We start from the raw sequence: 24,402 nt of genomic DNA, 5'->3' as shown, positions 1-24,402 counted from the left end.
TGCGGAGGCAGATGAGTACCAAGGTACCCCACCCGGACGACATAGGCACCAATCCCGGACCTGCCGCCGAGTTCGGCGCCGATCCCTCTGGGGAGCCGCCCATCCACACGCTCGTGCTGGGGGGTATGAGCGCCGCCACCGTCGTCAAGCTCCACAAGTGCCGCCTCCATGTGTCCGCCGGGCCGGACGAGGGCCGCTCCGTGGTGACGGACAAGGAACGGCTGCGCGTGGGCGCCCACCCTCAGAACGACCTGGTGCTCGTGGAGGACCGCGCCGCCAGCCGCCACCACTTCGAAATCCAGTACACCGAGCGCGGCTACCTGCTGGTGGACCTCAACTCCACCAATGGCACCTTCCTGGACGGCCGCCGGATTGAACGCGCCTACCTCTCTCCCAACTCGCAGATTCGCGCCGGGTCCAGCGTCATCACCTTCTCGCCCATCGACGAGGAGATGACCATCGAGCCGGACCGCGAGGGCGAGCTGGGCGGCATGGTGGGCCAGAGCGTGAAGATGCGGCAGATCTTCGGGCTCATCAAGCGCATCGCCCCCATGGATGTGTCCGTCGTCATCCAGGGCGAGACGGGCACCGGCAAGGAGCTGGTGGCGCGGGCCATCCACGATCTGTCCATGCGCAACCGCGGCCCCATGGTGGTGCTGGACTGTGGCGCGATTCCTCCCAACCTCATCGAGAGCGAGCTGTTCGGCCACGAGAAGGGCGCCTTCACCGGCGCGGTCTCCAGCCGGCCCGGAGCTTTCGAGCGCGCTGCCGGCGGCACCATCTTCCTGGACGAGCTGGGCGAGCTGCGGCTGGACCTGCAGCCCAAGCTGCTGCGCGTCCTGGAGAACCGCGAGGTGCGCCGCGTGGGCGGCAATGACGTCATCGAGGTGGATTGCCGCGTCGTCGCCGCCACCAACCGCGACCTGGTGAAGGAGATCGCCGCGGGCAACTTCCGCGAGGACCTGTACTTCCGCCTCTCCGTCATCCACATCCACCTGCCGCCGTTGCGCCAGCGCCGCGACGACATCCCCTACATCCTCAAGCGCGCTCTGGCCGAGCCCGACGTGGTGGATCGCCATGGCCGCAAGCGCTTCTCTCCCGAGGCCCTGGGGCTGCTCATGGCCTACGCGTGGCCGGGCAACGTGCGCGAGCTGGTGAACGTGCTCTCCCACGTGCTGACGTTCTCCGAGGGCGAGGAGATCCTCCCCGCGCACCTGCCTCCCCGCGTGCGGGGCCAGGCCCGCGAGGGACCGCTGCCCTTCAACGAGCACCTCTCCTTCAAGGACGCCAAGGAGCAGTTGCTGGAGAACTTCGAGCGCGAGTACGTCACCAGCGTGCTTGCCCGCTGCGAGGGCAACCTCTCTCGCGCCGCCCGTGAGAGCGGCCTGCACCGCAAGTCCATCGAGCGACTGGTGAAGAAGTACCAGCTCGATGCCAAGGGAATGAAGCCGCGCTGAGCCTCGCGGCTCGCCTGCGGATCCAAGCTCCCAGCGCTCGCTAGCCTGCCAGTTCCATGCATGCTGACGCCGCGTGCGCTATCCTCCCACTCCTCCAAACGGTCGCATCTGCGGCCGCGCTCCTAGGAGTCGGATGATGCGAACCTCGAAGACGCTCACGCGTTGGACCCTCGCCGCGGCCCTGGGGCTGATGATGGTGGCCAGCCCCGCCCTCGCCAGCAAGAAGGACCCCTGCCATCGCTCCTGTGCCGCCCGCAACACCGTCGGCGAGCAGTGTCAGCGCGGCTGCCCCCCCGCAGAGGGCCCCACCGCCAGCGACTTCAAGAAGTGCTCAGTGGCCTGCCTCGAGAAGTCCCAAGCCGCCCTCAAGAAGTGCGAGAAGGACTGTAAGGAAGGCAAACACAAGTAGGCGGCACCTCCGCCTGCCGCTGATCCTGCCCGCTTGCCCTACGGCCGGACAGCCTCAGTGTGAAACTCCATGGGGAATAGAATCTGCGGTGCCGGATGTAGAGAAGACCCGCAGATTCTCCCATCCTTGCGTCCACTTGGCGGATGTCTCGGAGGGCAGGGGACAGCGAAAATAGCCCTTGCATGTTTTCCCAACGATCACGGAGCCGAGACGCCGGCCAGGCCGCGGTGGAAGCCGCTCTGACGCTCCCCCTTACCGTGTTCCTGATCCTCGGAACCCTGCAGCTCTTCATGATGCTGCAGGGCCGCATCATGGCCGAGTACGCGGCCTTCCAGGCCGTCCGGGCGGGTGCTCGCAACCACGGCGACTGCGTCCCCATGATGCATGCGGCGCTCGCGGGGCTGCTGCCGAGCGTCATCCCCTATATGGGCCAGGGCACGGGAGGCGGCTCTCCCGCGCAGAAGCTGGCCAGGGCCTGGCAGGATCGCATCGGTTCGCCGAGGAACCCGGACCCCAAGTACAAGTCGGGCATCGACGGCAACCACACCGGCCCCATCTTCTGGATGGCACGCGAGAAGCCCACGCGGGGCGAAATCTCGGGGCAGGAGGATGAGAAGTTCGATCAGCCTACCCAGCTCAGCGGCAGCGCCAACACGGGCGGCCTGCGCCTCGAGGTGCGGCTGGTCTACTGGTTCGCGCTGAAGATTCCCTTCGCCGACTGGGTCATCAGCCGGATGATCCTCTCCTACTACGGGCTGCAGAACTACAACGCCGCCAACCCGCTGATGCTCGCGGAGAAGAACGCCGGATGGACGGCCGGGAGCAGCCCTCCGTCGTTCGACTCGCTCATCCAGGGCGAGCTCATCTCGCGGATCAATTCGAAGGAGTACGTCTTCCCCATCCACGCCACCTACGGGATGCGGATGATGACTCCCGCCAAGCAAGTCCACTTCTCCACCCAGAACTGCCCCGGCACGCCGGATGGCTTGTGAGGACGTGATGACCCCCACTCTGCGCCAGCGAGGCCAGACCATGGTCCTCTTCGCGCTCACCCTGCTGTTGCTCACGCTGATGGTGTGCATGACGCTCTCCATCGGCATGAAGGCGCGCGAGAAGATGGAGCTGCAGACCGTCGCGGACGCGGCGGCCTACTCCCAGGCCGTGGCCACCGCCCGCACCTTCAATGGTGTCTCCCTGCTCAACCGCGCCTTCATGGGCCACATGGTGGTCATGACGGGCGTGGAGAGCCTCATCTCCTGGAGCGGCTTCTACCGCGCCGCCCTGGAAGGCGGGCGGAGGGCCTATAACGACGCCAAGAAGCCCTACGAGCTCATCATTGCCTCCAACTGCCCGTGCGCTCCGACCAACGCCACCTGCGCCCGGTTCTGTCAGTGCGGCAACAAGGCCATTCAGGACATCGACAAGGCTCGGGATGATCTCTCGAAGGAGGACCAGCAGGTGGAGAGCAAGTGGTCGGGCGCGGACCCCCGCGCGGGCCACGAGGCCCGAGCCCTGCAGCTCGGCTCCATCTCCAAGGCGCAGAAGGATGCCTATGACGCCCTGAAGTCGGCCCTCGCGGGCGCGACGATCGCCGACAAGATCGCCAAGCAGGCCAACAAGGGCAGCATGTTCGGCGAGGAGATCGTCGCGAGCACGGGCGCCGCCAGCGTCAACACCTTCGAAATCGAGGGCGACGAGAGCTGCGCCAAGGAAGGCGCCTTCTGCACGCGCCGCAAGGCGGACCACAAGAACCACTTCGTCTACGCGGCCATGGGCTCGCGCGGCTATGCCTTCGTCACCGGACGTGAAGGGGGCGCGAACCCCATCAAGAACAAGCTGCAGACGATCGTGCCGGCCATGGACATCATCAACACGGTCGAGGACGAGGGCAGCGGCTACTTCAACAGCAACAAGAACCACTCGGCCAAGCCCGCGGAGAACGGCGCGGCCTGGGGGGATGACCATGGCTCGGTGACCCTCACCTTCGGACGGGGACAGTCGCCCTGCCCGCCCATGTCCCGAGGTGAGTCCGGCGGCATCGATGCGCACGTGAAGAGCACCGACGAGCCCAGCCACAACGACGAGCACTACTGGACGGGCGGTTCCGCGGACGACAACGGCCGCAAGGAGGACCACACCATGGGCGACTGCACCCTGTGCCCGGGCATGTGGCCGCCGCACGCGGACTACAACTTCAAGCACGTCGCCGAGGAGGATGAGAACTTCGGCCAGCCGAAGAACTACGCCATCATCCAGCGCGACTATCAGAGCCGCATGGGCAGCAGCGCGGACCCCTGGAACCTCTTCTTCAACTTCCGGTTCTCCAGCACCAACGAGAAGTTCGACAACCGCGGCATCACCCTGACGAACGGGACGGACATCTCCAAGGCCACCGCGCTGTCGGCGGGCATCGCCTACTACCACCACAGGACGGGGCAGTGGACGGAGCCGCCCAACTTCCTCAACCCCTTCTGGCGCGCCACGCTCATCTCCGCGTGGGTGGACAAGAAGGGCAAGGAGGACGTGGGCAAGGCGCTGGGCGCATCGGGAGCGCCCTTCACCCAGCAGGCCTATGAGGCCCTCAAGAGCGCGGAGTACGCCGGATGGTGACGACACGACGACAGAGAGGCCAGGGCACGGTGGAGCTGGCCATCGGGCTGCTCGTCTTCGTGACGATCCTGGTTTTCGGCATCCACTTCGCGGAGATCGCCTTCCTGTCGCTGAAGGTGCAGGAGTCCAGCGCGACGGCCATCTGGGATGCCACCCAGGCAAAGATGCACGTGCTGCCCGACAGCTGGAACCTGCTCGACCCCAGCACCGTGGCTCAGCGCGCCAATGAGCGCTACAAGGACCTCGACGGGCGCTCCTCGAAGACGGGCGGCGGCACCATCACCTACGTCTTCACGAAGGCGGACAGCCCGACGGTGACGTGCGAGGCGGAGAACTCCATCGAACACCGGCCGCCGAACACGACGGAGGGTGTGTACCAGGCCAACACGGGCGGCATGCGGTGCTCGTCCAAGGCCACCATCTCCGTGTGGAAGTTCCCCACGAGCTTCTTCGATGACGGCTCGGGGGCCTTCTTCAAGGAGAAGCACTACTCGACGACGTCGATGACCATCTGTGGCGTCAACCGCGGTGGCGGCTGCGAGGCGAGCTTCGGCATCCTGCTGGATGACTTCGGCCTGGCGCTCGACGAGGAGTCGACGGACTGCCCTGTGCTGGATGACTCGGGCTGCAAGAATCAGGCGTACTACCAGTCGGCGCTCCGCGTCTTCAACCGGCATGGCTGGGGCAACAAGGGAGCCGCCATGCAGCTGGCCCGGACCACCATCGGGCAGGTGCCCATCAACTCGTCGAAGTTCTGGATGAGCTTCAAGGTCTACGACGATTCCGAGAACGGCGGAGATGACGATCCCGGCACCTGGCCGACCACGCCGGGCAAGGGCAGCCCCACGAACGAGTACGACCAGTCCGTGGGCAAGAGGAAGCCGTGCTGGTTGGGGCTCAAGTGCGATCACAAGTATTACGAGTGAGAGCGCCCGCGCTGGGGCTGATGCTGGTGGCGCTGCTGGGGGCTGGTGAGGCCTCCGCGCAGCGGCTGCCCTTCACCTGGGATGTGCCCAAGGTGCTGGAAGTCGTGGAGGTGCCCGGCGTGCTGAAGGCCGATGGCGTCCCGGTGAAGATCCGCTCGGTGAAGAGCGCCGAGCGGCCCGAGGTCATCCTCCAGCACATGGTGGATCGCTTCGAGCAATGGGGCTTCTACATTCCTCCGGATCACCACCGCACCCAGGTGACCCGTGAGCCGCAGCTGACCGCGCTGGATACGGAGCGGTTCATCTCGTACACCTTCGCGCTCCAGCCGAACCCGGATGGCACCACCACGGTAGTGCTCGGGGAGGCCAACCTCTCGCGCCCGCGCCAGACGGGCTCGCCCATCGCGCCCGTGTTCCCGGGAGCCAAGGGCGTGGTGAACAGTGATCTCGAGGTGGCTCGCTCGCTGACGTACGTCATCAGCGCTCCACGGGGGAAGGTGGAGACCTTCTACCGCGAGGAGATGCGCAAGGCGGGATACACGGAGCGCGAGCCCTTCCTGTTCCGCAACGGCGGCGATGAGCTGCAGGTGATGGTGCGCGACAGCAAGGACGGGCAGGTCTCGGTCGTGGTGCTGCGCCGGACGGTCCCCTCCTCCGAGGAGCCGCCGGACGCGGATTGATGGGCCCGGGGGGGCGTGCTACGGCCGCTCCTCATGAGCGACTCGGGCGCGTCTCCTCCGAAGGATTACAAGGACACCCTGAACCTTCCGCGGACGGAGTTCCCCATCAAGGGGAACCTGGCGAAGCTCGAGCCGCGGATGCTGCAGTGGTGGGCCGAGCGCGGCCTGTGGGCCCGGCTGCTGGAGAAGAACGCGGCCGGCGAGCCCTTCGTCCTGGCGGATGGCCCTCCGTACGCCAACGGCCACCTGCACGCGGGCCACGCGCTCAACAAGGTGCTCAAGGACATCGTGGTGAAGTACCGCAACCTGAGCGGGCGGCGGTGTGACTTCATCCCCGGCTGGGACACGCACGGGCTGCCGATTGAACAGGCCGTGGAGAAGCGGCTGAAGGAGCAGAAGATCGACAAGCGCAGCCTGTCCCGGGACGCGTTCCTGGAGCGGTGCCGCGCGTATGCGCTGGAGTTCGTGGACATCCAGCGCAGCGAGTTCCAGCGGCTCGGGGTGTTCGGGAGCTGGGAGGCGCCGTATCGGACGCTGGACTTCGCGTACGAGGCGCAGGAGCTGCGCGAGCTGGCCACGTGCGCCCGTCGCGGGCTGCTCTACCGGCGGAAGAAGCCGGTGTACTGGTGCGTGTACGACGGGACGGCGCTGGCCGAGGCAGAGGTGGAGTACGAGCAGCACAAGAGTCCCTCGGTGTACGTGGCCTTCCGCGCGGGGCTGGAGGTGGGCGAGCGGTTCCCGGTGCTGAAGGGCCGCCCGGTGGACTTCGTCATCTGGACCACGACGCCGTGGACGCTGCCGGCGAATCTGGCCATCGCGGTGAACGCGGGCTTCGAGTACGTCTTCTTCGACGCGGGCGAGCGCGTGCTCTGCGTGGCCAAGGAGCTGCTGGCCAAGGTGCTGGCGGAGGTGAAGGCGGACGAGCTGGTGATGAAGAACGCGAAGCTGCCGGGCGGGGATGTGGAGACGGTGGCGTTCGATGACCTGCGGAAGGTGGTGGCCTACGCGAGCGGCGAGGACCTGGAGCACCTCACGTATCAGCACCCGTTCCTGGAGCGGACGGGCAAGGTGATCCTGGGCGAGCACGTGACGCTGGAGGCGGGCACGGGGCTGGTGCACACGGCTCCGGGACACGGCCAGGAGGACTATGAAGTGGGCCTGAAGTACGGCCTGGACATCTACAACCCGGTGCGCGCGGACGGGCGCTACGACGAGACGGTGGGCGCGGGGTTGCAGGGGCTACGGGTGTTCGACGCGAACCCGGTCATCATCGACATGCTGGCCGAGCGGCGCGTGCTGCTGAACGCGAAGACGGACACGGTGGAGCACAGCTATCCGCACTGCTGGCGGTGCCGCAACCCCATCATCCTCGCGGCGACCTCGCAGTGGTTCATCCCGCTGGACAAGGCGTTGAACGGGGAGAAGACGTTCCGTCAGCAGGTGCTGGAGGAGGTGGACCGGGTTCAGTGGGTGCCCGATTGGGGGCACAGCCGCATCCACGGCATGCTGGAGGGACGGCCGGACTGGTGCATCAGCCGACAGCGGACTTGGGGCGTGCCCATCCCCATCGCCTACTGCGAGGGCTGCGGCGAGGCCATCATCTCTCCCGAGTTGATGGAGCGCGTGGCGGCGGCGGTGGAGAAGGAGGGCGCCGGCGTGTGGTACCGCACGCCGGTGAAGGAGTTCCTGGGCGCCGAGGCGAAGTGTGGCTCGTGTGGTGGTAGCGAGTTCCGGCGCGAGACGGACATCCTGGATGTGTGGTTCGACTCGGCTTGCATGTTCTCGGCGGTGCTGGAGCGGCGGCAGCGCACCCCGGCGGACCTGTTCCTGGAGGGGAGTGATCAGCACCGCGGCTGGTTCCACTCGTCCATGCTGGTGTCGGTGGGCACGCGGGATGTGTCGCCGTACCGGGCTTGTCTCACGCATGGCTTCGTGGTGGACGGGCAGGGCGAGAAGATGTCCAAGAGCAAGGGCAACGTCATCGCTCCCGAGAAGATCATCCAGCAGTACGGCGCGGAGGTGCTGCGGCTGTGGGTGGCCGCCAGCGACTACCGGAACGATGTCCGGCTGTCGGATCAGATTCTTCAGGGGTTGAGCCAGGGCTACGCGAAGATCCGCAACACGCTGCGCTACGCGCTGGGCAATCTCTTCGACTTCGATCCGGTGAAGGATGCGGTGCCGGTCTCGGAGCTGCTGCCGCTGGATGCGTGGGCGCGCGGGCGGCTGGCCGAGGTGGTGGCTCGGGTGCGCCGGGCGTACGAGGCCTACGAGTTCCACCTCGTCTACGCCACGGTGGTGGACTTCTGCGCGGCGGACCTGTCGGCGGTGTACTTCGACATCCTGAAGGACCGGCTCTACACGGCGAAGGCGGCGGGGAAGGCGCGGCGCAGCGCGCAGACGGTGATGTATGAGGTGGCCTCCGCTCTGCTGCGACTGCTGGCGCCGGTGATGAGCTTTACGGCGGAGGAGGCATGGCAGCAGCTCCCGGCCCGGTCCTCGGAGAGCGTCTTCCTGGCCGGGCTGCCCGAGCCGGTGGGCGCGCTGGAGCCGGCGCTGGCGGAGCGGTACGCGAAGCTCTTCTCGGTGCGCGGCGCGGTGCAGGGAGTGCTGGAGGAGGCTCGGCGGGAGAAGCTCATCGGCTCGTCGCTGGAGGCACGCGTGGTGCTGACGGCGAGCGGCAAGGCGCGCGAGTTCCTCCAGGCGAACCTGGCCGAGCTGCCCACGCTGTTCATTGTGAGCCAGGTGGAGCTGGCGGAGCAGCCGGGGCCCAAGGCTCGGCCGCTGTCGGTGGCGCAGGCCTTTGGTGAGGGAACGGCAGTGACGGCCGAGGTGCTGTCCGCCCAGGGCACCAAGTGCCCCCGGTGCTGGGTCTACTCGGAGCAGGTGGGGCAGGGCGGTGACGAGTGCCCCAAGTGCCGCGAGGCCCTGAGCTGAGCCTCGAGCTGGCCAACCCCCGCCCGAGGCAGCAGCCCCCTCCGGGCGGAGTTGGCGCAAACCTGTCCAACTAGCAGACAGGTTCGTTCATGTCGCGCCCGACGGGGCTCCTCCTCTTGTGGGAGCGGGCGTGAGGCCGCTCAGGCCTCGTGCTCCAGTTCGCGCAGCTTGTCCACCAGGCCCTGCATGCGCTGGTGGTGCGTGCCGGGCCAGAAGACGCGCCGGCACTCGGGGCACTGCTGGAATTGCGAGTGTGTGGCGGCCACACCCTCGGGGATGCGGTCCAGCACCTCGCCCTTCTCTGCCGCCGCGAGCGACGCGTTGCACGCCAGGCACCGCGTGAAGGGACGCATCCGCGAGGTGAGCTGGTAGCGGCGCACCACCTCTACCAACTGGTGCGCCGGGTCCGAGTTGCGCGGGTAGTAGCCGTGCCGCACCTCGGCGCGCTTGAGCAGCCCGAGGTCTCTCGTGAGCACCACCCGCTCCTCGTCTCGGGACAGCCGCGCCAACTCGTCGTCCGCGAAGTCATTGCGCCACAGCGTGTCGAAACCGAGCATTCTCAGGAATCCCGACAGCCTCCCCAGGCCCACATCCAGCGCGAACCGAGGCTCCGAGGGTAACGGGAGCCCCACCCGGGTCACCGGCGTCACGTCCAGTGAGTGGAAGGCCGGATAGGCCGCCACGCGCGAGCCGTCCGCCACCCGGTGCGAGAAGTCCACCGCCTGGTCATCCACGAGGATGACGTCCACCTCGGGGTGGGGCGGGCCGAGCGACTCGAGCAGGTCCTTCACCGAGGGTGTTCCCGCGAAGGTGTGGATGAACTCGGCGCCGCGCCTGTCAGCCGGGAGGAAGTCGTTCAGCGCTCCATAGAGGCGCACGCGCACCTGCTTCGACGACTTCATTGCAGGGCTCCCACACCCGCTGGAGTTCTCACAGAGTGAACGCTACGCCCCCGCCCCGGGAGGTTGTCCACCTTTCACGATGGGGAAAAGCCGCGGTGCGGCGATGTTTCACCCGTTGTTTGAGAAAGCAAGCAACCGTGTTTCTGTTCTCAGGGGAGGGGTCGCCGGGCAGCGAGTGCTCGTATACTCCGCCTCTCTCTCGTGCCGGCGCTGACCGATGTCCGCCCCCCGGCAGCAAGGAATGGGTGTTGTTTCATGAAGAAGATGCTCACGAGCCTCGTGGGGGCGGGGCTCGCGTTGTTGGTGATGATGCAGGCCTGCGGTCCCGACCATGTGCCGGAGGTTCCTCCGCTGCCGGACGGTGGCGCGTGGGTGGACTGCGACGAGCATGATGCGGGCGCGTGCGCTCCCGGTGAGCAGTGCCGGTATGTGGATGTCTACGAGCGCTACCTGTGCCTGCGGCCCTGCGAGTCCACCGAGGCGTGCCAGGATCTGGGCGTCACGTGCTGCGGCGGCAGCGAGGACGGTGGCGTGGGAGGCTACTGCCAGCCGAAGGACCAGTGCGACTGGTTGAACTCGAACAGCGACGCGGGCACGGACGGTGGCGTGTTGGGCGATGGGGGCACGGGCTCCAACGATGCAGGCCCTGATGATGCGGGCCCTAAGAATGATGCGGGCTCGGACGCGGGTCCTTCTGGGGACGCAGGTCCTTCTGAGCCGGACGCGGGAGGGGTGGATGGCGGTGGCGGCCCTGGGCCTGGGGATGCCGGGCCGGACGCGGATGCAGGTGCTGGGGACGGCGGTGGCGGCTACGACGGTGGTGGCGGCTACGACGGTGGTGGTGGCTACGACGGCGGCAGCTCCGACGGTGGTGGTGGCTACGACGGTGGTGGTGGCTATGACGGTGGTGGTGGCTACGACGGTGGTGGTGGCTACGACGGCGGCAGCTCCGACGGCGGTGGCGGCTACGACGGTGGTGGCGGCTACGACGGCGGTGGCGGCTACGACGGTGGTGGCGGCTACGACGGTGGTGGCGGCTACGACGGTGGTGGCTACGACGGTGGTGGCTACGACGGTGGTGGCTACGACGGTGGTGGCTACGACGGTGGTGGCTACGACGGTGGTGGCTACGACGGTGGCGATTCCGACGGCGGCGCCTATGACGGTGGCGATTCCGACGGCGGCGCCTATGACGGTGGCGATTCCGACGGCGGCGCCTATGACGGTGGCGATTCCGACGGCGGTCCTGGGGACGGCGGTCCTTGGGTGGACGGCGGCACGGATGCCGGCTTCCCGAGCGATGGCGGCTCCGACGGTGGAACGAGCTCGGACGGAGGCATCGATGGAGGCTCGTCAAGCTACAGCCTCATCCGTCTGATGGCCGCCAACATCACCAGCGGTAACGGGCAGAGCTATGACCCGGGAGAAGGCATCCGCATCTTCCAGGGCACTCACCCGGACGTGGTGATGATCCAGGAGTTCAACTACGGCTCCAACTCGGCCGCGGACATCCGCAGCTTCATCGACACCGCCTTCGGACCGAGCTTCTACTACTACCGCGAGACCGGAGCGCAGATCCCCAACGGCATCATCAGCCGCTGGCCCATCCTCCAGTCGGGCGAGTGGACCGACACGCAGGTGAGCAACCGGGACTTCGCGTGGGCGCGCATCGACGTGCCGGGCCCCAAGGATCTCTGGGTGGTGAGCGTGCACCTGCTCACCAGTGGCGCCGGAGTCCGCAACACCGAGGCCACCAACCTGGTCAGCTTCATCAACGCCAACGTCCCGCAGGGGGACTACCTGGCCATCGGCGGTGACTTCAACTCCGACAGCCGCTCCGAGGCCCTCTTCTCCACCTTCTCCCAGGTGGTGACGACCAGTGCCCCGTACCCCGCGGATCGCAATGGCAACAACAACACCAACGCGAACCGCAACAAGCCGTATGACCACGTGCTCGTGGACAGCGACTTGCGCCAGTACCAGACGGCCACGGTGATCGGCAGCAGCACCTTCGCCGGGGGCCTGGTGGTGGACACGCGCGTGTACTCGCCCATCTCGGAGATCGCCCCGGCGCAGACCAACGACAGTGCTGCCAGCAACATGCAGCACATGGGCATCATCAAGGACTTCTACATCCCCGGAGGCGTGGCCGGTCCGAACGTCACCGTCACCTCGCCCAACGGCGGCGAGAGCTGGGTCGCGGGCAGCTCCCACAACATCACGTGGACGTCCTCGAGCGTGACGAACGTGAAGCTCGAGTACACGGTGGACGGCAGCACCTGGACGACGATCACCTCCAGCACCCCGGCCTCCACGTTCAGCTACCCCTGGACGGTGCCGGCCGTCGCGACCACCAACGCGAGGGTGCGCGTGAGTGACGCGTCCGACGCCTCCATCAGCGACACCAGCAACGCGCCCTTCACCCTCGTCATCCCGAGCGTCACGGTGACCTCGCCCAACGGCGGCGAGAGCTGGGCGGGCGCCAGCAGCCACTCCATCACGTGGACGTCCTCGGGCGTGACGAGCGTGAAGCTCGAGTACACGCTGGACGGCAGCACCTGGACGACGATCACCTCCAGCACGGGGGCCACCTCGGGCAGCTACGCGTGGGTCGTGCCGAACATGGGCACCAGCGCCGCCAAGGTCCGGATCACCGACACGTCCAACTCCACCGTCACCGACACGAGCAACGCTGCCTTCACCATCGTTGCCGCCAGCGTCACGGTGACGTCGCCCAACGGCGGCGAGAGCTGGGTGGGCGGCACCAGCCAGAACATCACCTGGACGTCCACGGGCGTGACGAACGTGAAGCTCGAGTACACGGCGAACGGCACCACCTGGACGACGATCGTCTCCAGCGTGGCGGCCGGCTCGGGTGTCTACGCGTGGACGGTGCCCAACGTCTCCAGCGGCGTCGCCATGGTCCGCGTGAGCGACGCGTCCAACGCCACCATCAGCGACACCAGCGATGCGGCCTTCGCCATCACCCCGGGCGGCAGTGGCAACCCCGCGGCGGTGTTCATCAACGAGGCGCTCATCAACGAGCTGGGCTCGGACGTCAACGGCGAGTTCATCGAGTTGATCAACTCGGGCACCTCGGCGGTGGACCTCTCCGGGTGGACGATCTCCGATGCCCTGTCGGTGCGGCACACCTTCGCCGGCGGCACGATGCTGGATCCGGGCAAGGCCATCGTCGTCTTCGGCGGGGCCTCGGCGATTCCGCCGACGCTCACCAACGCCGTGGCCGCGTCCACCGGACAGCTCAACCTGTCCAACAGCGGCGACACCGTGACGGTGAAGGACTCGACGGGGACGGTGGTGGAGGCCATCACCTTCCCAAGCGGAACGCTCACCCAGGACGGCATCTCGGCCAACCGCAACCCGGACGCCACCAGCGGAGCCGCCTTCGCTGCTCACACCTCCGTGGTGTCGGGCGTCAAGACGTCTCCGGGCACCCGGGCGAACGGCTCGGCCTTCTGAGCCGAGGCGCTACCCCTTCGTCTCCTCCCGGTTGCGCTGGATGCGCCGGGCGACGAAGGGGATGCGCCCCACCAGCGGCGTCAACACGAGCGTGGCGAAGATGCGCGGCACCTGGATCGCCTTGGACAACAGCCATGCGGCGAACAGCGTGCCCGCCGTCCCGCTCGCGCCCTCCAATTGCACGCCCAGCTTCTGGCTGAGCGCCTGCGTGTCCAGCCCCATCCTCAGGGCCACCGCGAACCCCAGGATGCTCAGCCCGAAGATGGTGAAGTGCACCACGATGGCCACAAGGCCGTACTCATTGAAGAGCGTGGTGAACCTCGTCTTCATCGAGGGTTTGGCCACGGCCGGGGCGGGGACGGTGTCGGTTGAGGTGGGCTTTTCCACAGGGTTTTCAACAGGCGGCATCCCCCCACCATGCCCGAAATGTGCCGGGCTGGAAATCAAGGCAGGCAGGCACTGGAGGGAAGCTCTCTCCGGGTTGTCAGGAGTTGGGGGAGCAGGTTAGAGATCCAGGTGAGATGAAGAACCTGCGCCTCCTCGTCCTCGTGGCCCTCGGCACCCTGGCAGCTGATCAGGTGTCCAAATACCTCGCAGTGTCGAACCTCACGGACGCGCTGGATGGGCGCTCGGGGCTGGCTCGGGTGGCGGGCTACTTCTCCGAGCAGAACCTGGACAACCAGCCGCCCTCCGCCGACGGCCGCTACCGCGCCACCCGGCCCTACCGCTTCATCGAGGACTACTGGCACTTCCGCTATGTGGAGAACCCGGGCGCCGCCTGGGGTCTGTTCGCCAACCTCCCCGATGGTGCCCGCCGCACCTTCTTCCATGTGGTGAGCCTGGCGGCCCTGGCCTTCATCTTCGCCATGTACCAGCGGTTGGATGCCGATCAGCGCCTGGTGCGTGTGGCGCTGGCGCTGGTGGCTGGTGGCGCGCTGGGCAACTTCATGGACCGGCTGGTGCGCGGCTACGTCATCGACTTCATCGACTGGCACTGGCGCAACCAGCCCGGCATGCGCTGGCCGACATTCAACGTCGCGGACTCGGCCATCTGCGTGGGCGTGGCCCTCATGCTGGTGGACTCGCTGCGCGTGCGCCGCTCCGAGCCCTCCGTTCCGCCGCTCGCCGAGAGCCCCAATTCGTGACGGGTGGGGGGCAGGTGGTGTAAGCCGCCCCCCGTGCCGCGCAAATACCTCATCCTCCTCGTCATCACCCTGGGCGTCATCGCGCTCGATCAGTGGTCCAAGTACGACGTCGTCGGCGAGCTCACCACGCGCTTCGACGGGCTGAACTCGACGGGCGAGCGCCTCAAGGCCATGTATGGCGAGCCGCCTCCCCTGGGCGTGGATGGCCGCCACTTCCGGTCCAAGCGCTCGGTGGAGCTGTCCGAGTCCTTCCTGCGCCTGCGCTACGAGGAGAACCCGGGCGCCGCCTGGGGCATGTTCCGCAACCTGCCGCCCAACCTGCGCGGGCCCCTGTTCCACGCGGTGAGCATCGGCGCGGTGATCCTCATCGGCTACTACTTCTCCAAGCTCTCGGGGACGGAGCCGAAGGAGCGTTGGGCGCTGTGGGGGCTGTGCCTGGTGCTGGGTGGCGCGCTGGGAAACTACATCGACCGGGTGGCCCGCGGCTTCGTGGTGGACTTCGTCCAGGCGCACTGGATGGACAAGGCCTACTGGCCCTCGTTCAACGTGGCGGACATGGCCATCTGCGTGGGTGTGGGCATGCTCATCCTCGACGCCTTCGTGCGCAAGGAGCCGCCGAAGTAGAGCGCGGGCCCCTCGTGCCCGTGCGCCTCCTCGGGGAGCGGCCAGGAACAGCCGCCGCGCCCCAGGCGTTCTCCGGCCGCGCCAGCGGGTAGGCTGGGCGCCGTCGTCCTTTTCAGGCAGGGCTCCATGCTCCCCATCCTCTTCCGTCTCACCTTCGAGTCCCTCGGTTCGCAGCTGCTCCTGTACGCGGTGGCGCTCGGGGTGGTGGGCTACATCGCCTGGAACGGCTGGCGCGGGGCGCAGGGGCCGGTGACGGAGCAGGGCACGCGGGCTCCAGCGCCCCGGCCGGAGCAGGTGCAGCGCGCGGCCTTCTATGGAGTGGGCGGTGCGGTGCTGGCGTACTTCGGGCTCCTGTATGCGCTGCCGGCCAGCGCCTTCCCCGGTGGCAAGGGCGAGGGCATCCCGGTGCACACCTACGGCGTGCTGCTGGCCACCGGCTTTTTCTGCGCGGTGACGGTGGCGGCGCGGCTGGCCCGGCAGGAGTGGCGCAAGGTGGAGTGGGTGGACGGCAAGGGCTTCGTGGACACCGAGGGCCCTCGCCGCCGAGAGCAGGTGCTGGACCTGGGCTTCTGGGTGCTCGTGGGCGGACTGGTGGGCAGCCGCGTCCTCTTCATCCTCGTCAACTGGAAGGACTACGCGAAGGACCTGTCGAGCGTCTTCTCGCTGGGCGGAGGCCTCGTCTTCTATGGAGGGCTGATCGGCGCGGCCATCGCCGCGTATGCCTTCGCCCGCGTCAACGGCATGGAGTTCCTGCGGCTGGCGGATCTCGCCATCCCCACCGTGTCCCTGGGCCAGGCGCTGGGGCGGCTGGGCTGCTTCTCCGCGGGGTGCTGCTGGGGTGGGCCCGCGGGCAGCCACACGCACCTGGCCGTGCGCTTCCCCGGTTCGGGCGTGGTGAAGGATGTGTTCGGCCACCTCACCGGCACCGGCAGCACCGCCTACAGCTCCCAGGCCATGGACGGGCGCTACGTCATCGAGGCCACCGGGGAAATCCTCCAGCAGGCGGCCCCCGGCGCGGTGCGCATCTCCGAGTGGGTATCCCACCATGGCACCACCCTGCCCGTGTACCCCACACAGCTCTTCGAGTCCCTGGGGCAGGTGATCCTGTTCGCCAGCCTGCTCTTCCTGCGCCGCTACCGTCGCTTCCACGGGGAGATCTTCTCCCTGTGGCTCATGGGTTACGCGGTGTTGCGCTCCACGGTGGAGCTGTTCCGCGGCGACACCGAGCGCGGCACCCTGCACGGGCTGCTGAGCGATGCCGCGCCCTCGCTGGCCCATTGGGTGCCCCTGGAGGCCTGGTACAACATCTCCACCAGCCAGTTCATCTCGCTGTGTATGTTCTCATTTGGGGCTACGCTCCTGTATCAGCGCACCCGCCGGCTGGGCGGGGAAGCGAGCCTGGGACCTACTCCCAGCCCCGCCTGAGGTTGATCGCCGGGCGAGTCTTGGGGACACTCTGAGGTTGCATGCCGCCGGAGACTGGAAAGCCTACATCTGCCGCTAAGTCCTCACCCGGTAAGTCATCGCCCAACGTGAAGCTCTTGGGGGATGACGAGCAGGACAAGAGGTCCAACAACGAGAAGGCCGCCGAGGAGTGTCACGCGCTCGAGGAAGAGCTCATGGCACTGAAGGTGGTCTACGAGCAGTACTTCCTCGGCAACGAGCGCCTGCCTCCGGTGCGCGCGCACGAGGACTTGAAGAAGCGGTTGATGAAGCTGAAGACGGGCCTGGTGCGCAACACCGCCGTGAAGTTCCGCATCTCCTCGCTCTACAACAAGTTCCTCACCTACGAGCGCATGTGGCAGCGCACGCTGCAGGAGATCGAGTCCGGCACGTACAAGCGCGATCTCTTCAAGGCCAAGCGCCGCGCGCAGAAGGCCGGAGGCGGTGAGAAGAAGAAGGGCGCCTTCGATCTGACGGAGGAGATCTCCGAGGAGGAGTTCGAGGAGGTCGCCGACATCATCCCCAACGAGCCGAAGCCCGCTCAGCCGGAGCCCTCGCGCTTCATTCCCCGGCCGGTGGAGCCGGAGCCCGCGGCGGTGTCGTTCCGGCCCGTGCCTTCGGTGGCGGCGGCGCCCGCGGTGCCTGCTGTGCCGACAGTGGCTCCTTCGATGGCGCCGGTGGCGGCCTCGGGAGGCACGCCGTTCCGAGGCACTCCTTCGGTGGCGCCCGTGCCCTCCGTGCCGACGGTGGCGCCCGCGGCCGGTGCTCCCGCGCGAACCATCTCCACGCCGCCTCCGGTCGGCACGCCGCTGAAGGGCACGCCCTCGATTGCGCCCGTCGCGGCGAAGAGCGCGACGACGATTCCTCCGGGCAGTACGCCCTCGAAGGGCTCGCCGACGATTCCTCCGGGCAGTACGCCCTCGAAGGGTTCGCCGACGATTCCTCCCGGCGGCACGCCGTCGAAGGGCTCGCCGACGATTCCTCCTGGCGGCACGCCGGCTCGAGGCACCTCCGGCATCTCAGGCACGCCCGGCCGCGGAGTGCCCGCGTTCGGCGCGCCGTCCCAGAGTACGTCCGGCATCGCCGCGGCGCTTGAGAGCCTCACGGATGAGCCGCTGGGCAAGCCGGCGGCTCCGGCCTCCACGGCCTCGCGTCCTCCACCTTCCGCGGCCGCGCGACCGGGCGCCAATCCTTCCACGGCGGGCTCCAAGCCGGGGGTGCCCGCCGCGAAGCCGGCGTCCTCACCCTCGCAGGCGCCCAAGCCCGCGGCGGCCGCCAGTAGCAACCTGTCCGACGACAAGCTGAAGGCCGTGTACGACGCGTACGTCACCGCCAAGCGCCGCAACCAGGAGGACACCTCGAAGATGAGCTACGAGTCGGTGGCGGCCAACCTGCGCAAGCAGGTGCCGGAGCTGCTCAAGCAGCACAACGCCAAGTCGGTCGAGTTCAAGGTCGTCATCAAGGACGGCAAGGCCACGCTCAAGGCCGTGCCGAAGTAGGCGGCGCGGATGAACGAGGACGCCGAGTCGCTCAAGGCCCGGGTGCGCCACCTGTCGGTGATGATCTTCGACATCGACGGCACGCTCACCGACGGGCGCATCTTCTGGGTGCCCAACTCCGGCTGGACGCAGATGTACAGCGTGCGAGACGGTATGGGCATCAAGCGGCTGCAGGAGGCGGGCATCGAGGTGGCGGCCATCTCCGGCGGCGACAGCCTGTCGGCGCAGATGCGCATGCAGTCCTTGGGGCTGAAGCACGTGCACTTCGGCAGCCAGGACAAGGTGGCGCACTTCGAGAAGCTGCTCGAAATCCTCGAGGTGCCAGCGGACCGGTGTGGCTACATGGGGGACGAGGTGGTGGACCTGCCGCTGCTGAAGGCGGTGGGCTTCTCCGCGGCGCCGCCCGAGGCTCCGGACGAGGTGCGAGCGCAGGTGCACTACGTGGCGCAGAAGCCGGCGGGGTTCGGCGCGGCGCGCGAGGTGTGCGAATTCATTCTCCGGCACTGGCACAAGGGCTGAGGCCCTCGAAGGCCAGCGCCCCACCGCGAAACGTTGGGTGTTGAAAACCCGACCTGGCGGCATGGGGGGGCCGGTTGTCTGCCCGGAAGGTGCTCCCTACTTTGGCCTCGCGCGCAAGCGGCTCTCACGGCGCGAGAGGAGAGGTAGGAGATGGTGGTCGGGACGCGGGGGATGGCTCTGGGGGTGTCGGTGCTGGCGCTCTCGCTGTCGACCGGCTGCTTCGAGCCGCCAGCGGATGCCGAGGCCCGGCTGGCCGAGCTGGAGGCCGAAGGCCAGAAGATGGATGCGGCGCTCGACACGGTGGAGGAGCGGCTGCTGGGCAATCAGGCGCGGATGCACCTGTGGCAGGAGCTGGGCGAGCGGCACCAGCAGGTCTCGGCCATCCACTGCAAGCACGCGGACGCGAACCTGGCGGCCATCCTCGAGCACGAGGCGCGGCAGGAGGAGAAGGCGCGCAGGCTGAAGCGGGGCCACAGCGTGGCGGCGGTGGACTCCACGGTGCTCACCTCGGGCAAGGAGCTGCCGAGCAGCCACGACTGACGGCCCGCTGCGTCGGGGAATCCCTGACCTCGGATGGAGGGCGATCGGGCAGGTTGACCGATCCGTGACGAGGCAGCGGAATCCAGCTAGAAGGGGCGCGTGAGACTGCTCTGGTGCGGGGTGCTCGCCGCTGCTGTGGCGGCTGCATCCCTGGGATGCAACGACATCGAGGTGTGTGGCTCCCGGCAGGAGTCGCTCGCGGACACGGACGGTGGTGTCTACCGCTGCGCCACCGCCGAGGACTGCCCGCGCTCCTCGCGTGTCTCCGTCTGCGTCACCGACGTGTCTCCGCAGCAGGAGTGCGTGAAGTGCCAGCAGACGAACTGCCTCAAGGTCATCCCGGAGGCCTGCAATTGAGGCGGCTGGTGCTCGCGTATGCCCTGCTGGGGGCCTTGGCCGGGTGCACCGAGACGCCCGCGGACCACCTGCAGCGCGCGCGGGATGCCATCTTCGCGAAGAACCCGGATGAGGCGCTGGTCGAGTACCGCAAGGCGTTCGACATGCTGCGCCAGAACGAATCGCCCGAGACGAAGGTGCTGCGGGCCCGTGCGCTGAAGGGCGCCGCGGACGTGTACTGGCTGGAGCAGCGCAAGGTGAAGGAGGCCGTCAGCGTCTACAAGGAGCTGATTCAGCAGTGCCCCCAGTCACCCGAGGCGCTCGAAGCGCGCATCATCCTGGCGGACCTGTTGCGGGTGTACTACCGGGACTTGCGCGGCTCCATCGATCAGCTCACGGCGGCGCTCCAGCTCAACCCGCCGCAGGGCGCGGAGCTGCAGTACCAGGTGGCGAAGATCTACTTCGAGCTGGGGGACTACGCGCAGTGTGAGCTGGAGGCGGGCAAGCTGATCGAGCGGTTCGCCACGAGCTCCTACGTGGACGACGCGCTGTTCCTGCAGGCGCAGGCGGTGCACATGATGGACGGGCGGCGGCAGGAGGCCTCGCGCATCTACGCGGACCTGCGGACGCGCTTCCCGGACTCGGAGCTGGCTCCGCACGCCTTGGTGGAGATGGGGAAGATTCGCGCCGAGGCGGGGGAGAACGAGAAGGCCATCGAGCTGTGGGTGGACGCGCTCAAGACGCACCCGGATCCGAACCTGGTGCAGGACTACATCTCCCGGGCGCGCAAGCGCATCGCCAATACCACGCCCGAAGCGGTGGGGCAGAAGGCGGCCGCGTTCGACCACAAGATGGGCCGTCCGGCACGCACCTCGGTGGAGGCCATGGGCGGCACGGCCGAGGAAGCCGCGGCGGACCGCGGCGACTGACGCGCGCCCGAGGACTCAGCCTGGCACGCCCTCCAGGATTGCCTCCAGCAGTGGGGCGGGCACGGCGGGATCATCCGCATCCGCGACGAGCAGCAGGTGCACGCGGCCTCGTTCGATGGTTGCGCTGACACCCTCCAGCTTCACCTTCGCGTCCACGGTGTCCATGAACAGCGGCGAGCCGTCCGGAGCCAATACTCCCACCGCCGAGCCCATGACGGGGCCATCCGCATAGGCGTCGCGGGTGTCCTCGGCGGCCGCGGTGAAGACGATACGCCCGTCCGGCAGGGGTGAGGCGTCGGTGAAGGTCAGGCGTACGCTCCCGGCCCGGCCCAGTTCCCAACGCTTCACGGTGCGCACCACGTCGGGGCCAGGGGCGCGGTCTGCCTCCAAGGCGCGGAGGAAGCGCTCGGGGTCCAGGTCCACCAGCGCGTCCACGCTCTGATCGCCATTGCCGCGCTGGAGGAGCCGCAGCCGGCCACCAGCGAGGGCGGCACCCTCCACGTTGAGGGAGCCCAGCTCACGGGACAACTGCGTGTACAGCCCGGAGAAGTCCACGAAGCGCGACTCGCCCGTCAGCGTGCCATCCGCGGCCAGGTAAAGGACGGCTCCCTGCTGCCGCGAGGCCGTGGAGCCCGAGGGTACCGCCAACAGCGCACCCTGCGGACAGCCTGTGAAGGGCGGGAGCAGACAGAGCGCCTCCAGGTCCGGCTTGGCGGCCTTGCGCGCCACGTGCTCCAGGGGAAGCTCGCCTGGGAAGAGACGGATACTGCGTCCGGGAGCGCTGCCCTCGCGAGGGAAGACGGCGAGGTGGAGCGCATCGTCCGCCACGACATAGAGCCACGGGCCCACGGCGACGAGCCCGCTGGCCGCGGAGACGTGGGCTGGGCGCCCGGGCTCCTCGGGAGCTTGCAGGGTGAGGGTCCGGCGCTGGGTGGTTCGGATCATGGTAGAAGTCTAGAGGGTTACCCGGGACGTATCTGCCTGCGCAGTGGATGGAAGCCCGATGAACTACTTCGAGCGCATCAAGCCTCATCTGCTTCCGGCCAGCGTGGAGCAGAAAGAAGTGGCTGAGGCCCTCAAGGAGTGGGTCTATCGAGGAGAGAGCTTCATCCTGGATGCCCGCAGCGGGACGTGTGAGCTGTGTGGCCAGCAGGACCTCAGCTTCCACTTCGCCATCGACAATCGGCACAACCAGAACCGCCTGCTCATCGGCTCGGAGTGCATCAAGCGGTTCGACATCTCGGTCCAGGATGCGCTGGGCATCGAGGTTGTTGGCCGGAAGGCGCACCAGAAGGTCGACGCGGATCGCCGGGAACTGGAGAACCAGGCGCGGCTGCGGCGCGTGCTGAATGTCCTGGTGCAACTCGCGCGGAAGCCTCGGTTCGAGGAGGACATCAACGTCGAGAGCTTCGCGATGTACTACCGCAAGAACGGTGCCTTCACGCCGAGGCAGCTGTTCCTGATCCTCTGGCAGGTGGAGAAGTACGGCGTCCCCTACCGGAAGACAGACTTCAAGGTGAAGCTGCGGTCGGAGCGCGAGAAGGAGCAGATCGCCGAGATGTCGCCGGAGCGGATGAAGCTGCTCTGGCCCGCGATGACGCCAGCGCAGCGGAAACGTGCGGAAGAGGCCCGCTCGAGGATGAACCGGCTGCCGGCACTGGGGCGGCCGGCTCCCGGGACGCTGCCTGGAATCATCAAGAAGTACTGATCGAGCCCGAAGGAGTGTCCCCTCCGGGCGCGGTTTGGGCCAACTGGTATGCCTGCCTTGTACGGCGATGACGCTCGCATCGCCGAGAACGTGCCTTTGAGGCAACACCGTTGAGCTTGCCAAGCTGCTCTGCGCGTACCAGCGGCCCAGAGTGTTCCCTCAAGTCTCCGAGTGCCTCCTTCGCGGCGTCAAACTCGAAGCGATCACCGTGAGGATGCCGATATCGACGGGCTCCCGAGCAGGAAGCGGGCGGTTGGCCGACATGCCCGGCATTCTGAATCAAGCACGCAGAGATGGGGAAGGATCGATGGGTACTCCCTCGGTCCACGCCACAGGCCAGGAAGGACACCTGCGGAGGTCACTTACGGATATCCGTAACTGGGTCGTTTATGGAGGTCCGTCACCTGGGCAGTTACGGATATCCGTAACTCCTCAGGATGAGCCACCGTCCACGCAATGAGACTTCAGTCCGAGAAACGAGACGCCCTTCTCGGGTGGCAGCCTCCGTTCCCGAGTGAGCAGTGCGTGGCCCGGTTGCTGCAATGCGCTCCCCCGCCGTGGGTTGCAGCGGAGGTTCCGCTGAGCGCCTGCGGCATCAAACGAACGAGGAGCCGGGGCCCACGCCCATCGAGGTGCCGAAGGCGGATGGCACCGTCGAGAAGAAGCCCTTCTCCGAGTGCACGGTGGAGGAGCTGAAGGAGGCCACCAGGCACCTGCGCATCAAGGCCCAGCCTCCCCTGCCGGAGGAGGTCCTGGCTCGTCTCCAGAGCCTGCGTGACAGCATCCTTGCCAGCTTCCCGGAGGACTCCACACACACGCGCGTCACCTCGCGCCTCATCGATGACCAGACGCACTTCACCATCAAGGACGTGCTCCTGGAGGACGCGCAGGTGCTGCTCGAAGCGCTGATGGATGGCATCACCGCCCTGCGCCCCGCGGCGTAGGGCGGCCCCCGAGCAGGGACTCTCCAGCCAGAGGCATTGCCCTCTTGGCTGGAGGCACCGAGGTGTCAGCTCTGTTCTACTCGCTCATCGAGACAGCCAGGCTTCGAGGCGAAGATCCAGGGGACTACCTGGTGCGCGCCGCTCTGGCTGACATCGAGAACCCAGGCACCGTCACTCTCTCTAACAGCGTCGACTGACGGCTACTCGCCCAGCGAGCAGCCTCCTTTCTCCTGTGCACCTCACGGGGTTCGGCGAACTGATACGCCCCGCTGGGCCTGGACTAGACCTCTTCGAATCTTGTGCCTGTGGCCCCCATGCGCTCCAAGGCGTCCTTGATTTTCCCGGCGACGATCAGCGGGCCTGTCCATCCCTCGCACCGCAACACTTTGGCGCTTCCCACCTTGGCCTTGTCGATGTGCAGTTCGTACATGATGGAATACCGCCTGAGCCTGTGAAGAACTCCCTCCTCGGGCGTCCAGCGATCGAACTGGGAAGCATTTTCGTCGATGCAGTCGATGAGGCGTGTGGCCACGAGGATGAGGTACTGATCCGATTGGCCCTCCACGTCCACGGGGATGAGTTGCGCATCATCTGGGGCCAGTTCCGCGAACATGGACGCGACCCGGACATGGAGCACCGGGATCATGATGCCAGCCTCCGTGTAGTCCAGCGGCTTGCCCGTAACCTCGACGGGGATTCTCAAAAGGCCCGTGGTGGAGACGGGAAGCCCAAGCCTGAACTGCCCGTCATCCACTTTGACGCCCTGACGGTCCCTGGGCATCGCCAGATGCCAGCGGTGCGGGACGTTCACATCGTCGGAGAGTCTGAAGAAACGGTGGGACATGGACTCCATTTAGCGCGGTTGCTACCGGGTGACGAGTTGGTTCAGTTTTGTTCCCGGAGTGGCGATCTGCTTGGCCAGTCTGCGGAGTTCGTCGGTCAGGGCCGCGCGGCACTCGACGACGCTGCGACAGGTCGCCGTTGCATCGCTGAGCGCGTCGTAGCGGATGGCCTCAATGTCCCGCGCTGTCGGCTTCCAGGTGAAGCGGGCCTTGTCGAACTTGACCGAGCCATCAACGACGTTCGATGGGTCCGCCTTCGTCAGCGCACGCGTGAGAATGGCCTGAATCGGCCGGAGGGCCGCGTTCAGTTCCTCGGACCTCATCTCCATGGTGTGGATGCCCTTGGTGGTGACGAGGTTTCGCTGAGGGCCAGCGACATCAAACGCTTGAGGGCCCCGCGGCGTAGGGCTGCCCCCGAGCAGGGACTCTCCAGCCAGAGGCATTGCCCTCTTGGCTGGAGGCCCCTTCCTGCCCG

24 protein-coding genes are annotated in these 24,402 nt (G+C 67.4%); 19 read left to right on the top strand and 5 right to left on the bottom strand.

Annotated elements, in window-relative coordinates:
* Window positions 1-125 precede the first annotated feature (125 nt).
* The 7 genes from KY501_RS34920 to ileS all read left to right on the top strand — a co-directional run bounded on the left by KY501_RS34920 (window position 126) and on the right by ileS (window position 9,016).
* Window positions 126-1,457 (top strand): sigma 54-interacting transcriptional regulator, encoded by a 1,332-nt coding sequence (locus KY501_RS34920; RefSeq protein ID WP_373691676.1) that lies wholly within the window; start codon window positions 126-128, stop codon window positions 1,455-1,457.
* Between the two features lie 133 nt (window positions 1,458-1,590).
* The gene (locus KY501_RS34915) at window positions 1,591-1,866 is read left to right on the top strand and encodes a hypothetical protein (protein WP_224368023.1); all 276 of its coding nucleotides are present in this window, start codon (window positions 1,591-1,593) and stop codon (window positions 1,864-1,866) included.
* A gap of 182 nt (window positions 1,867-2,048) precedes the next feature.
* Window positions 2,049-2,858: a TadE family protein gene (locus KY501_RS34910; RefSeq protein ID WP_224368022.1), complete on the top strand. Its 810-nt coding sequence runs from the start codon at window positions 2,049-2,051 to the stop codon at window positions 2,856-2,858.
* Between the two features lie 7 nt (window positions 2,859-2,865).
* Window positions 2,866-4,476, top strand: coding sequence for a pilus assembly protein TadG-related protein (locus KY501_RS34905; protein ID WP_224368021.1), 1,611 nt, complete (start codon window positions 2,866-2,868; stop codon window positions 4,474-4,476).
* Window positions 4,470-5,402, top strand: coding sequence for a TadE/TadG family type IV pilus assembly protein (locus KY501_RS34900; protein ID WP_224368020.1), 933 nt, complete (start codon window positions 4,470-4,472; stop codon window positions 5,400-5,402). The genes KY501_RS34905 and KY501_RS34900 overlap by 7 nt, the downstream gene beginning before the upstream one ends.
* Complete coding sequence (locus KY501_RS34895) at window positions 5,399-6,082, top strand: hypothetical protein (RefSeq protein ID WP_224368019.1); 684 nt, start codon at window positions 5,399-5,401, stop codon at window positions 6,080-6,082. The genes KY501_RS34900 and KY501_RS34895 overlap by 4 nt, the downstream gene beginning before the upstream one ends.
* Before the next feature lie 33 nt (window positions 6,083-6,115).
* Window positions 6,116-9,016, top strand: coding sequence for an isoleucine--tRNA ligase (gene ileS, locus KY501_RS34890; RefSeq protein WP_224368018.1), 2,901 nt, complete (start codon window positions 6,116-6,118; stop codon window positions 9,014-9,016).
* Between the two features lie 140 nt (window positions 9,017-9,156).
* Here ileS and KY501_RS34885 read toward each other — a convergent pair whose 3' ends face one another.
* Complete coding sequence (locus KY501_RS34885; RefSeq protein ID WP_224368017.1) at window positions 9,157-9,918, bottom strand: Mut7-C RNAse domain-containing protein; 762 nt, start codon at window positions 9,916-9,918, stop codon at window positions 9,157-9,159.
* Between the two features lie 255 nt (window positions 9,919-10,173).
* Between KY501_RS34885 and KY501_RS54390 the strand changes: the two genes are divergently transcribed.
* Window positions 10,174-13,398, top strand: coding sequence for a lamin tail domain-containing protein (locus KY501_RS54390; protein ID WP_373691675.1), 3,225 nt, complete (start codon window positions 10,174-10,176; stop codon window positions 13,396-13,398).
* A gap of 9 nt (window positions 13,399-13,407) precedes the next feature.
* Here the strand turns inward: KY501_RS54390 and KY501_RS34865 are convergent, their stop codons facing one another.
* The gene (locus KY501_RS34865) at window positions 13,408-13,728 is read right to left on the bottom strand and encodes an FAM210A/B-like domain-containing protein (protein WP_224368016.1); all 321 of its coding nucleotides are present in this window, start codon (window positions 13,726-13,728) and stop codon (window positions 13,408-13,410) included.
* A 191-nt stretch (window positions 13,729-13,919) separates the two neighbouring features.
* Here KY501_RS34865 and lspA (KY501_RS34860) point away from each other — a divergent pair, with 191 nt between their 5' ends.
* The 8 genes from lspA (KY501_RS34860) to KY501_RS34825 all read left to right on the top strand — a co-directional run bounded on the left by lspA (KY501_RS34860) (window position 13,920) and on the right by KY501_RS34825 (window position 20,433).
* Complete coding sequence (gene lspA / locus KY501_RS34860; RefSeq protein WP_224368015.1) at window positions 13,920-14,543, top strand: signal peptidase II; 624 nt, start codon at window positions 13,920-13,922, stop codon at window positions 14,541-14,543.
* A gap of 33 nt (window positions 14,544-14,576) precedes the next feature.
* Complete coding sequence (lspA, locus tag KY501_RS34855) at window positions 14,577-15,167, top strand: signal peptidase II (RefSeq protein ID WP_224368014.1); 591 nt, start codon at window positions 14,577-14,579, stop codon at window positions 15,165-15,167.
* A 126-nt stretch (window positions 15,168-15,293) separates the two neighbouring features.
* On the top strand, window positions 15,294-16,592 hold the full coding sequence (locus tag KY501_RS34850) for a prolipoprotein diacylglyceryl transferase (protein ID WP_224368013.1): 1,299 nt from the start codon (window positions 15,294-15,296) through the stop codon (window positions 16,590-16,592).
* A gap of 107 nt (window positions 16,593-16,699) precedes the next feature.
* Window positions 16,700-18,109 (top strand): MXAN_5187 C-terminal domain-containing protein, encoded by a 1,410-nt coding sequence (locus KY501_RS34845; protein ID WP_224368012.1) that lies wholly within the window; start codon window positions 16,700-16,702, stop codon window positions 18,107-18,109.
* A gap of 9 nt (window positions 18,110-18,118) precedes the next feature.
* Window positions 18,119-18,628 (top strand): KdsC family phosphatase, encoded by a 510-nt coding sequence (locus KY501_RS34840; RefSeq protein WP_224368011.1) that lies wholly within the window; start codon window positions 18,119-18,121, stop codon window positions 18,626-18,628.
* A gap of 150 nt (window positions 18,629-18,778) precedes the next feature.
* Window positions 18,779-19,168, top strand: coding sequence for a hypothetical protein (locus KY501_RS34835; protein WP_224368010.1), 390 nt, complete (start codon window positions 18,779-18,781; stop codon window positions 19,166-19,168).
* A gap of 99 nt (window positions 19,169-19,267) precedes the next feature.
* A complete protein-coding gene (locus tag KY501_RS34830; protein WP_224368009.1) occupies window positions 19,268-19,525 on the top strand; it encodes a hypothetical protein in 258 nt (85 codons plus the stop codon).
* Window positions 19,516-20,433, top strand: a complete 918-nt coding sequence (locus KY501_RS34825; RefSeq protein ID WP_224368157.1) for a tetratricopeptide repeat protein — start codon at window positions 19,516-19,518, stop codon at window positions 20,431-20,433. Before KY501_RS34830 ends, KY501_RS34825 begins: the two co-directional genes overlap by 10 nt.
* A 15-nt stretch (window positions 20,434-20,448) precedes the next feature.
* On the opposite strand, the gene KY501_RS34820 is transcribed toward KY501_RS34825, so the two are convergent.
* Entirely contained in the window at window positions 20,449-21,378 is a 930-nt protein-coding gene (locus KY501_RS34820; protein WP_224368008.1) for a DUF6929 family protein, read from the bottom strand.
* 58 nt (window positions 21,379-21,436) lie between these two features.
* Here KY501_RS34820 and KY501_RS34815 point away from each other — a divergent pair, with 58 nt between their 5' ends.
* The 3 genes from KY501_RS34815 (at window position 21,437) to KY501_RS53360 (ending at window position 23,282) form a co-directional block, all read left to right on the top strand.
* On the top strand, window positions 21,437-22,141 hold the full coding sequence (locus KY501_RS34815) for a hypothetical protein (RefSeq protein ID WP_224368007.1): 705 nt from the start codon (window positions 21,437-21,439) through the stop codon (window positions 22,139-22,141).
* Between the two features lie 542 nt (window positions 22,142-22,683).
* Window positions 22,684-23,085 (top strand): hypothetical protein, encoded by a 402-nt coding sequence (locus KY501_RS34810; protein ID WP_224368006.1) that lies wholly within the window; start codon window positions 22,684-22,686, stop codon window positions 23,083-23,085.
* 62 nt (window positions 23,086-23,147) lie between these two features.
* Window positions 23,148-23,282, top strand: coding sequence for a hypothetical protein (locus tag KY501_RS53360; protein ID WP_255637073.1), 135 nt, complete (start codon window positions 23,148-23,150; stop codon window positions 23,280-23,282).
* Between the two features lie 83 nt (window positions 23,283-23,365).
* Here the strand turns inward: KY501_RS53360 and KY501_RS34805 are convergent, their stop codons facing one another.
* Together KY501_RS34805 and KY501_RS34800 are read right to left on the bottom strand one after the other, a co-directional pair.
* The gene (locus KY501_RS34805; protein ID WP_224368005.1) at window positions 23,366-23,929 is read right to left on the bottom strand and encodes an imm11 family protein; all 564 of its coding nucleotides are present in this window, start codon (window positions 23,927-23,929) and stop codon (window positions 23,366-23,368) included.
* A gap of 21 nt (window positions 23,930-23,950) precedes the next feature.
* Window positions 23,951-24,370, bottom strand: a complete 420-nt coding sequence (locus KY501_RS34800; RefSeq protein WP_224368004.1) for a hypothetical protein — start codon at window positions 24,368-24,370, stop codon at window positions 23,951-23,953.
* Window positions 24,371-24,402 lie beyond the last annotated feature (32 nt).

The organism is Hyalangium versicolor (assembly GCF_020103695.1).
GTDB classification, from domain to species: Bacteria; Myxococcota; Myxococcia; order Myxococcales; family Myxococcaceae; genus Hyalangium; species Hyalangium versicolor.
Note: the sequence above shows the minus strand (reverse complement) of the source record. Positions and strands in the feature narration are given on the sequence as shown.

Coding starts and splice junctions, on each gene's coding strand:
- KY501_RS34920 (WP_373691676.1), top strand. CDS start 126: ATGAGCGCCGCCACCGTCGTCAAGCTCCACAAGTGCCGCCTCCATGTG.
- KY501_RS34915 (WP_224368023.1), top strand. CDS start 1,591: ATGATGCGAACCTCGAAGACGCTCACGCGTTGGACCCTCGCCGCGGCC.
- KY501_RS34910 (WP_224368022.1), top strand. CDS start 2,049: ATGTTTTCCCAACGATCACGGAGCCGAGACGCCGGCCAGGCCGCGGTG.
- KY501_RS34905 (WP_224368021.1), top strand. CDS start 2,866: ATGACCCCCACTCTGCGCCAGCGAGGCCAGACCATGGTCCTCTTCGCG.
- KY501_RS34900 (WP_224368020.1), top strand. CDS start 4,470: ATGGTGACGACACGACGACAGAGAGGCCAGGGCACGGTGGAGCTGGCC.
- ileS (WP_224368018.1), top strand. CDS start 6,116: ATGAGCGACTCGGGCGCGTCTCCTCCGAAGGATTACAAGGACACCCTG.
- KY501_RS34885 (WP_224368017.1), bottom strand. CDS start 9,918: ATGAAGTCGTCGAAGCAGGTGCGCGTGCGCCTCTATGGAGCGCTGAAC.
- KY501_RS54390 (WP_373691675.1), top strand. CDS start 10,174: ATGAAGAAGATGCTCACGAGCCTCGTGGGGGCGGGGCTCGCGTTGTTG.
- KY501_RS34865 (WP_224368016.1), bottom strand. CDS start 13,728: ATGAAGACGAGGTTCACCACGCTCTTCAATGAGTACGGCCTTGTGGCC.
- lspA (WP_224368015.1), top strand. CDS start 13,920: ATGAAGAACCTGCGCCTCCTCGTCCTCGTGGCCCTCGGCACCCTGGCA.
- KY501_RS34850 (WP_224368013.1), top strand. CDS start 15,294: ATGCTCCCCATCCTCTTCCGTCTCACCTTCGAGTCCCTCGGTTCGCAG.
- KY501_RS34840 (WP_224368011.1), top strand. CDS start 18,119: ATGAACGAGGACGCCGAGTCGCTCAAGGCCCGGGTGCGCCACCTGTCG.
- KY501_RS34835 (WP_224368010.1), top strand. CDS start 18,779: ATGGTGGTCGGGACGCGGGGGATGGCTCTGGGGGTGTCGGTGCTGGCG.
- KY501_RS34820 (WP_224368008.1), bottom strand. CDS start 21,378: ATGATCCGAACCACCCAGCGCCGGACCCTCACCCTGCAAGCTCCCGAG.
- KY501_RS34815 (WP_224368007.1), top strand. CDS start 21,437: ATGAACTACTTCGAGCGCATCAAGCCTCATCTGCTTCCGGCCAGCGTG.
- KY501_RS34810 (WP_224368006.1), top strand. CDS start 22,684: ATGCGCTCCCCCGCCGTGGGTTGCAGCGGAGGTTCCGCTGAGCGCCTG.
- KY501_RS34805 (WP_224368005.1), bottom strand. CDS start 23,929: ATGTCCCACCGTTTCTTCAGACTCTCCGACGATGTGAACGTCCCGCAC.
- KY501_RS34800 (WP_224368004.1), bottom strand. CDS start 24,370: ATGCCTCTGGCTGGAGAGTCCCTGCTCGGGGGCAGCCCTACGCCGCGG.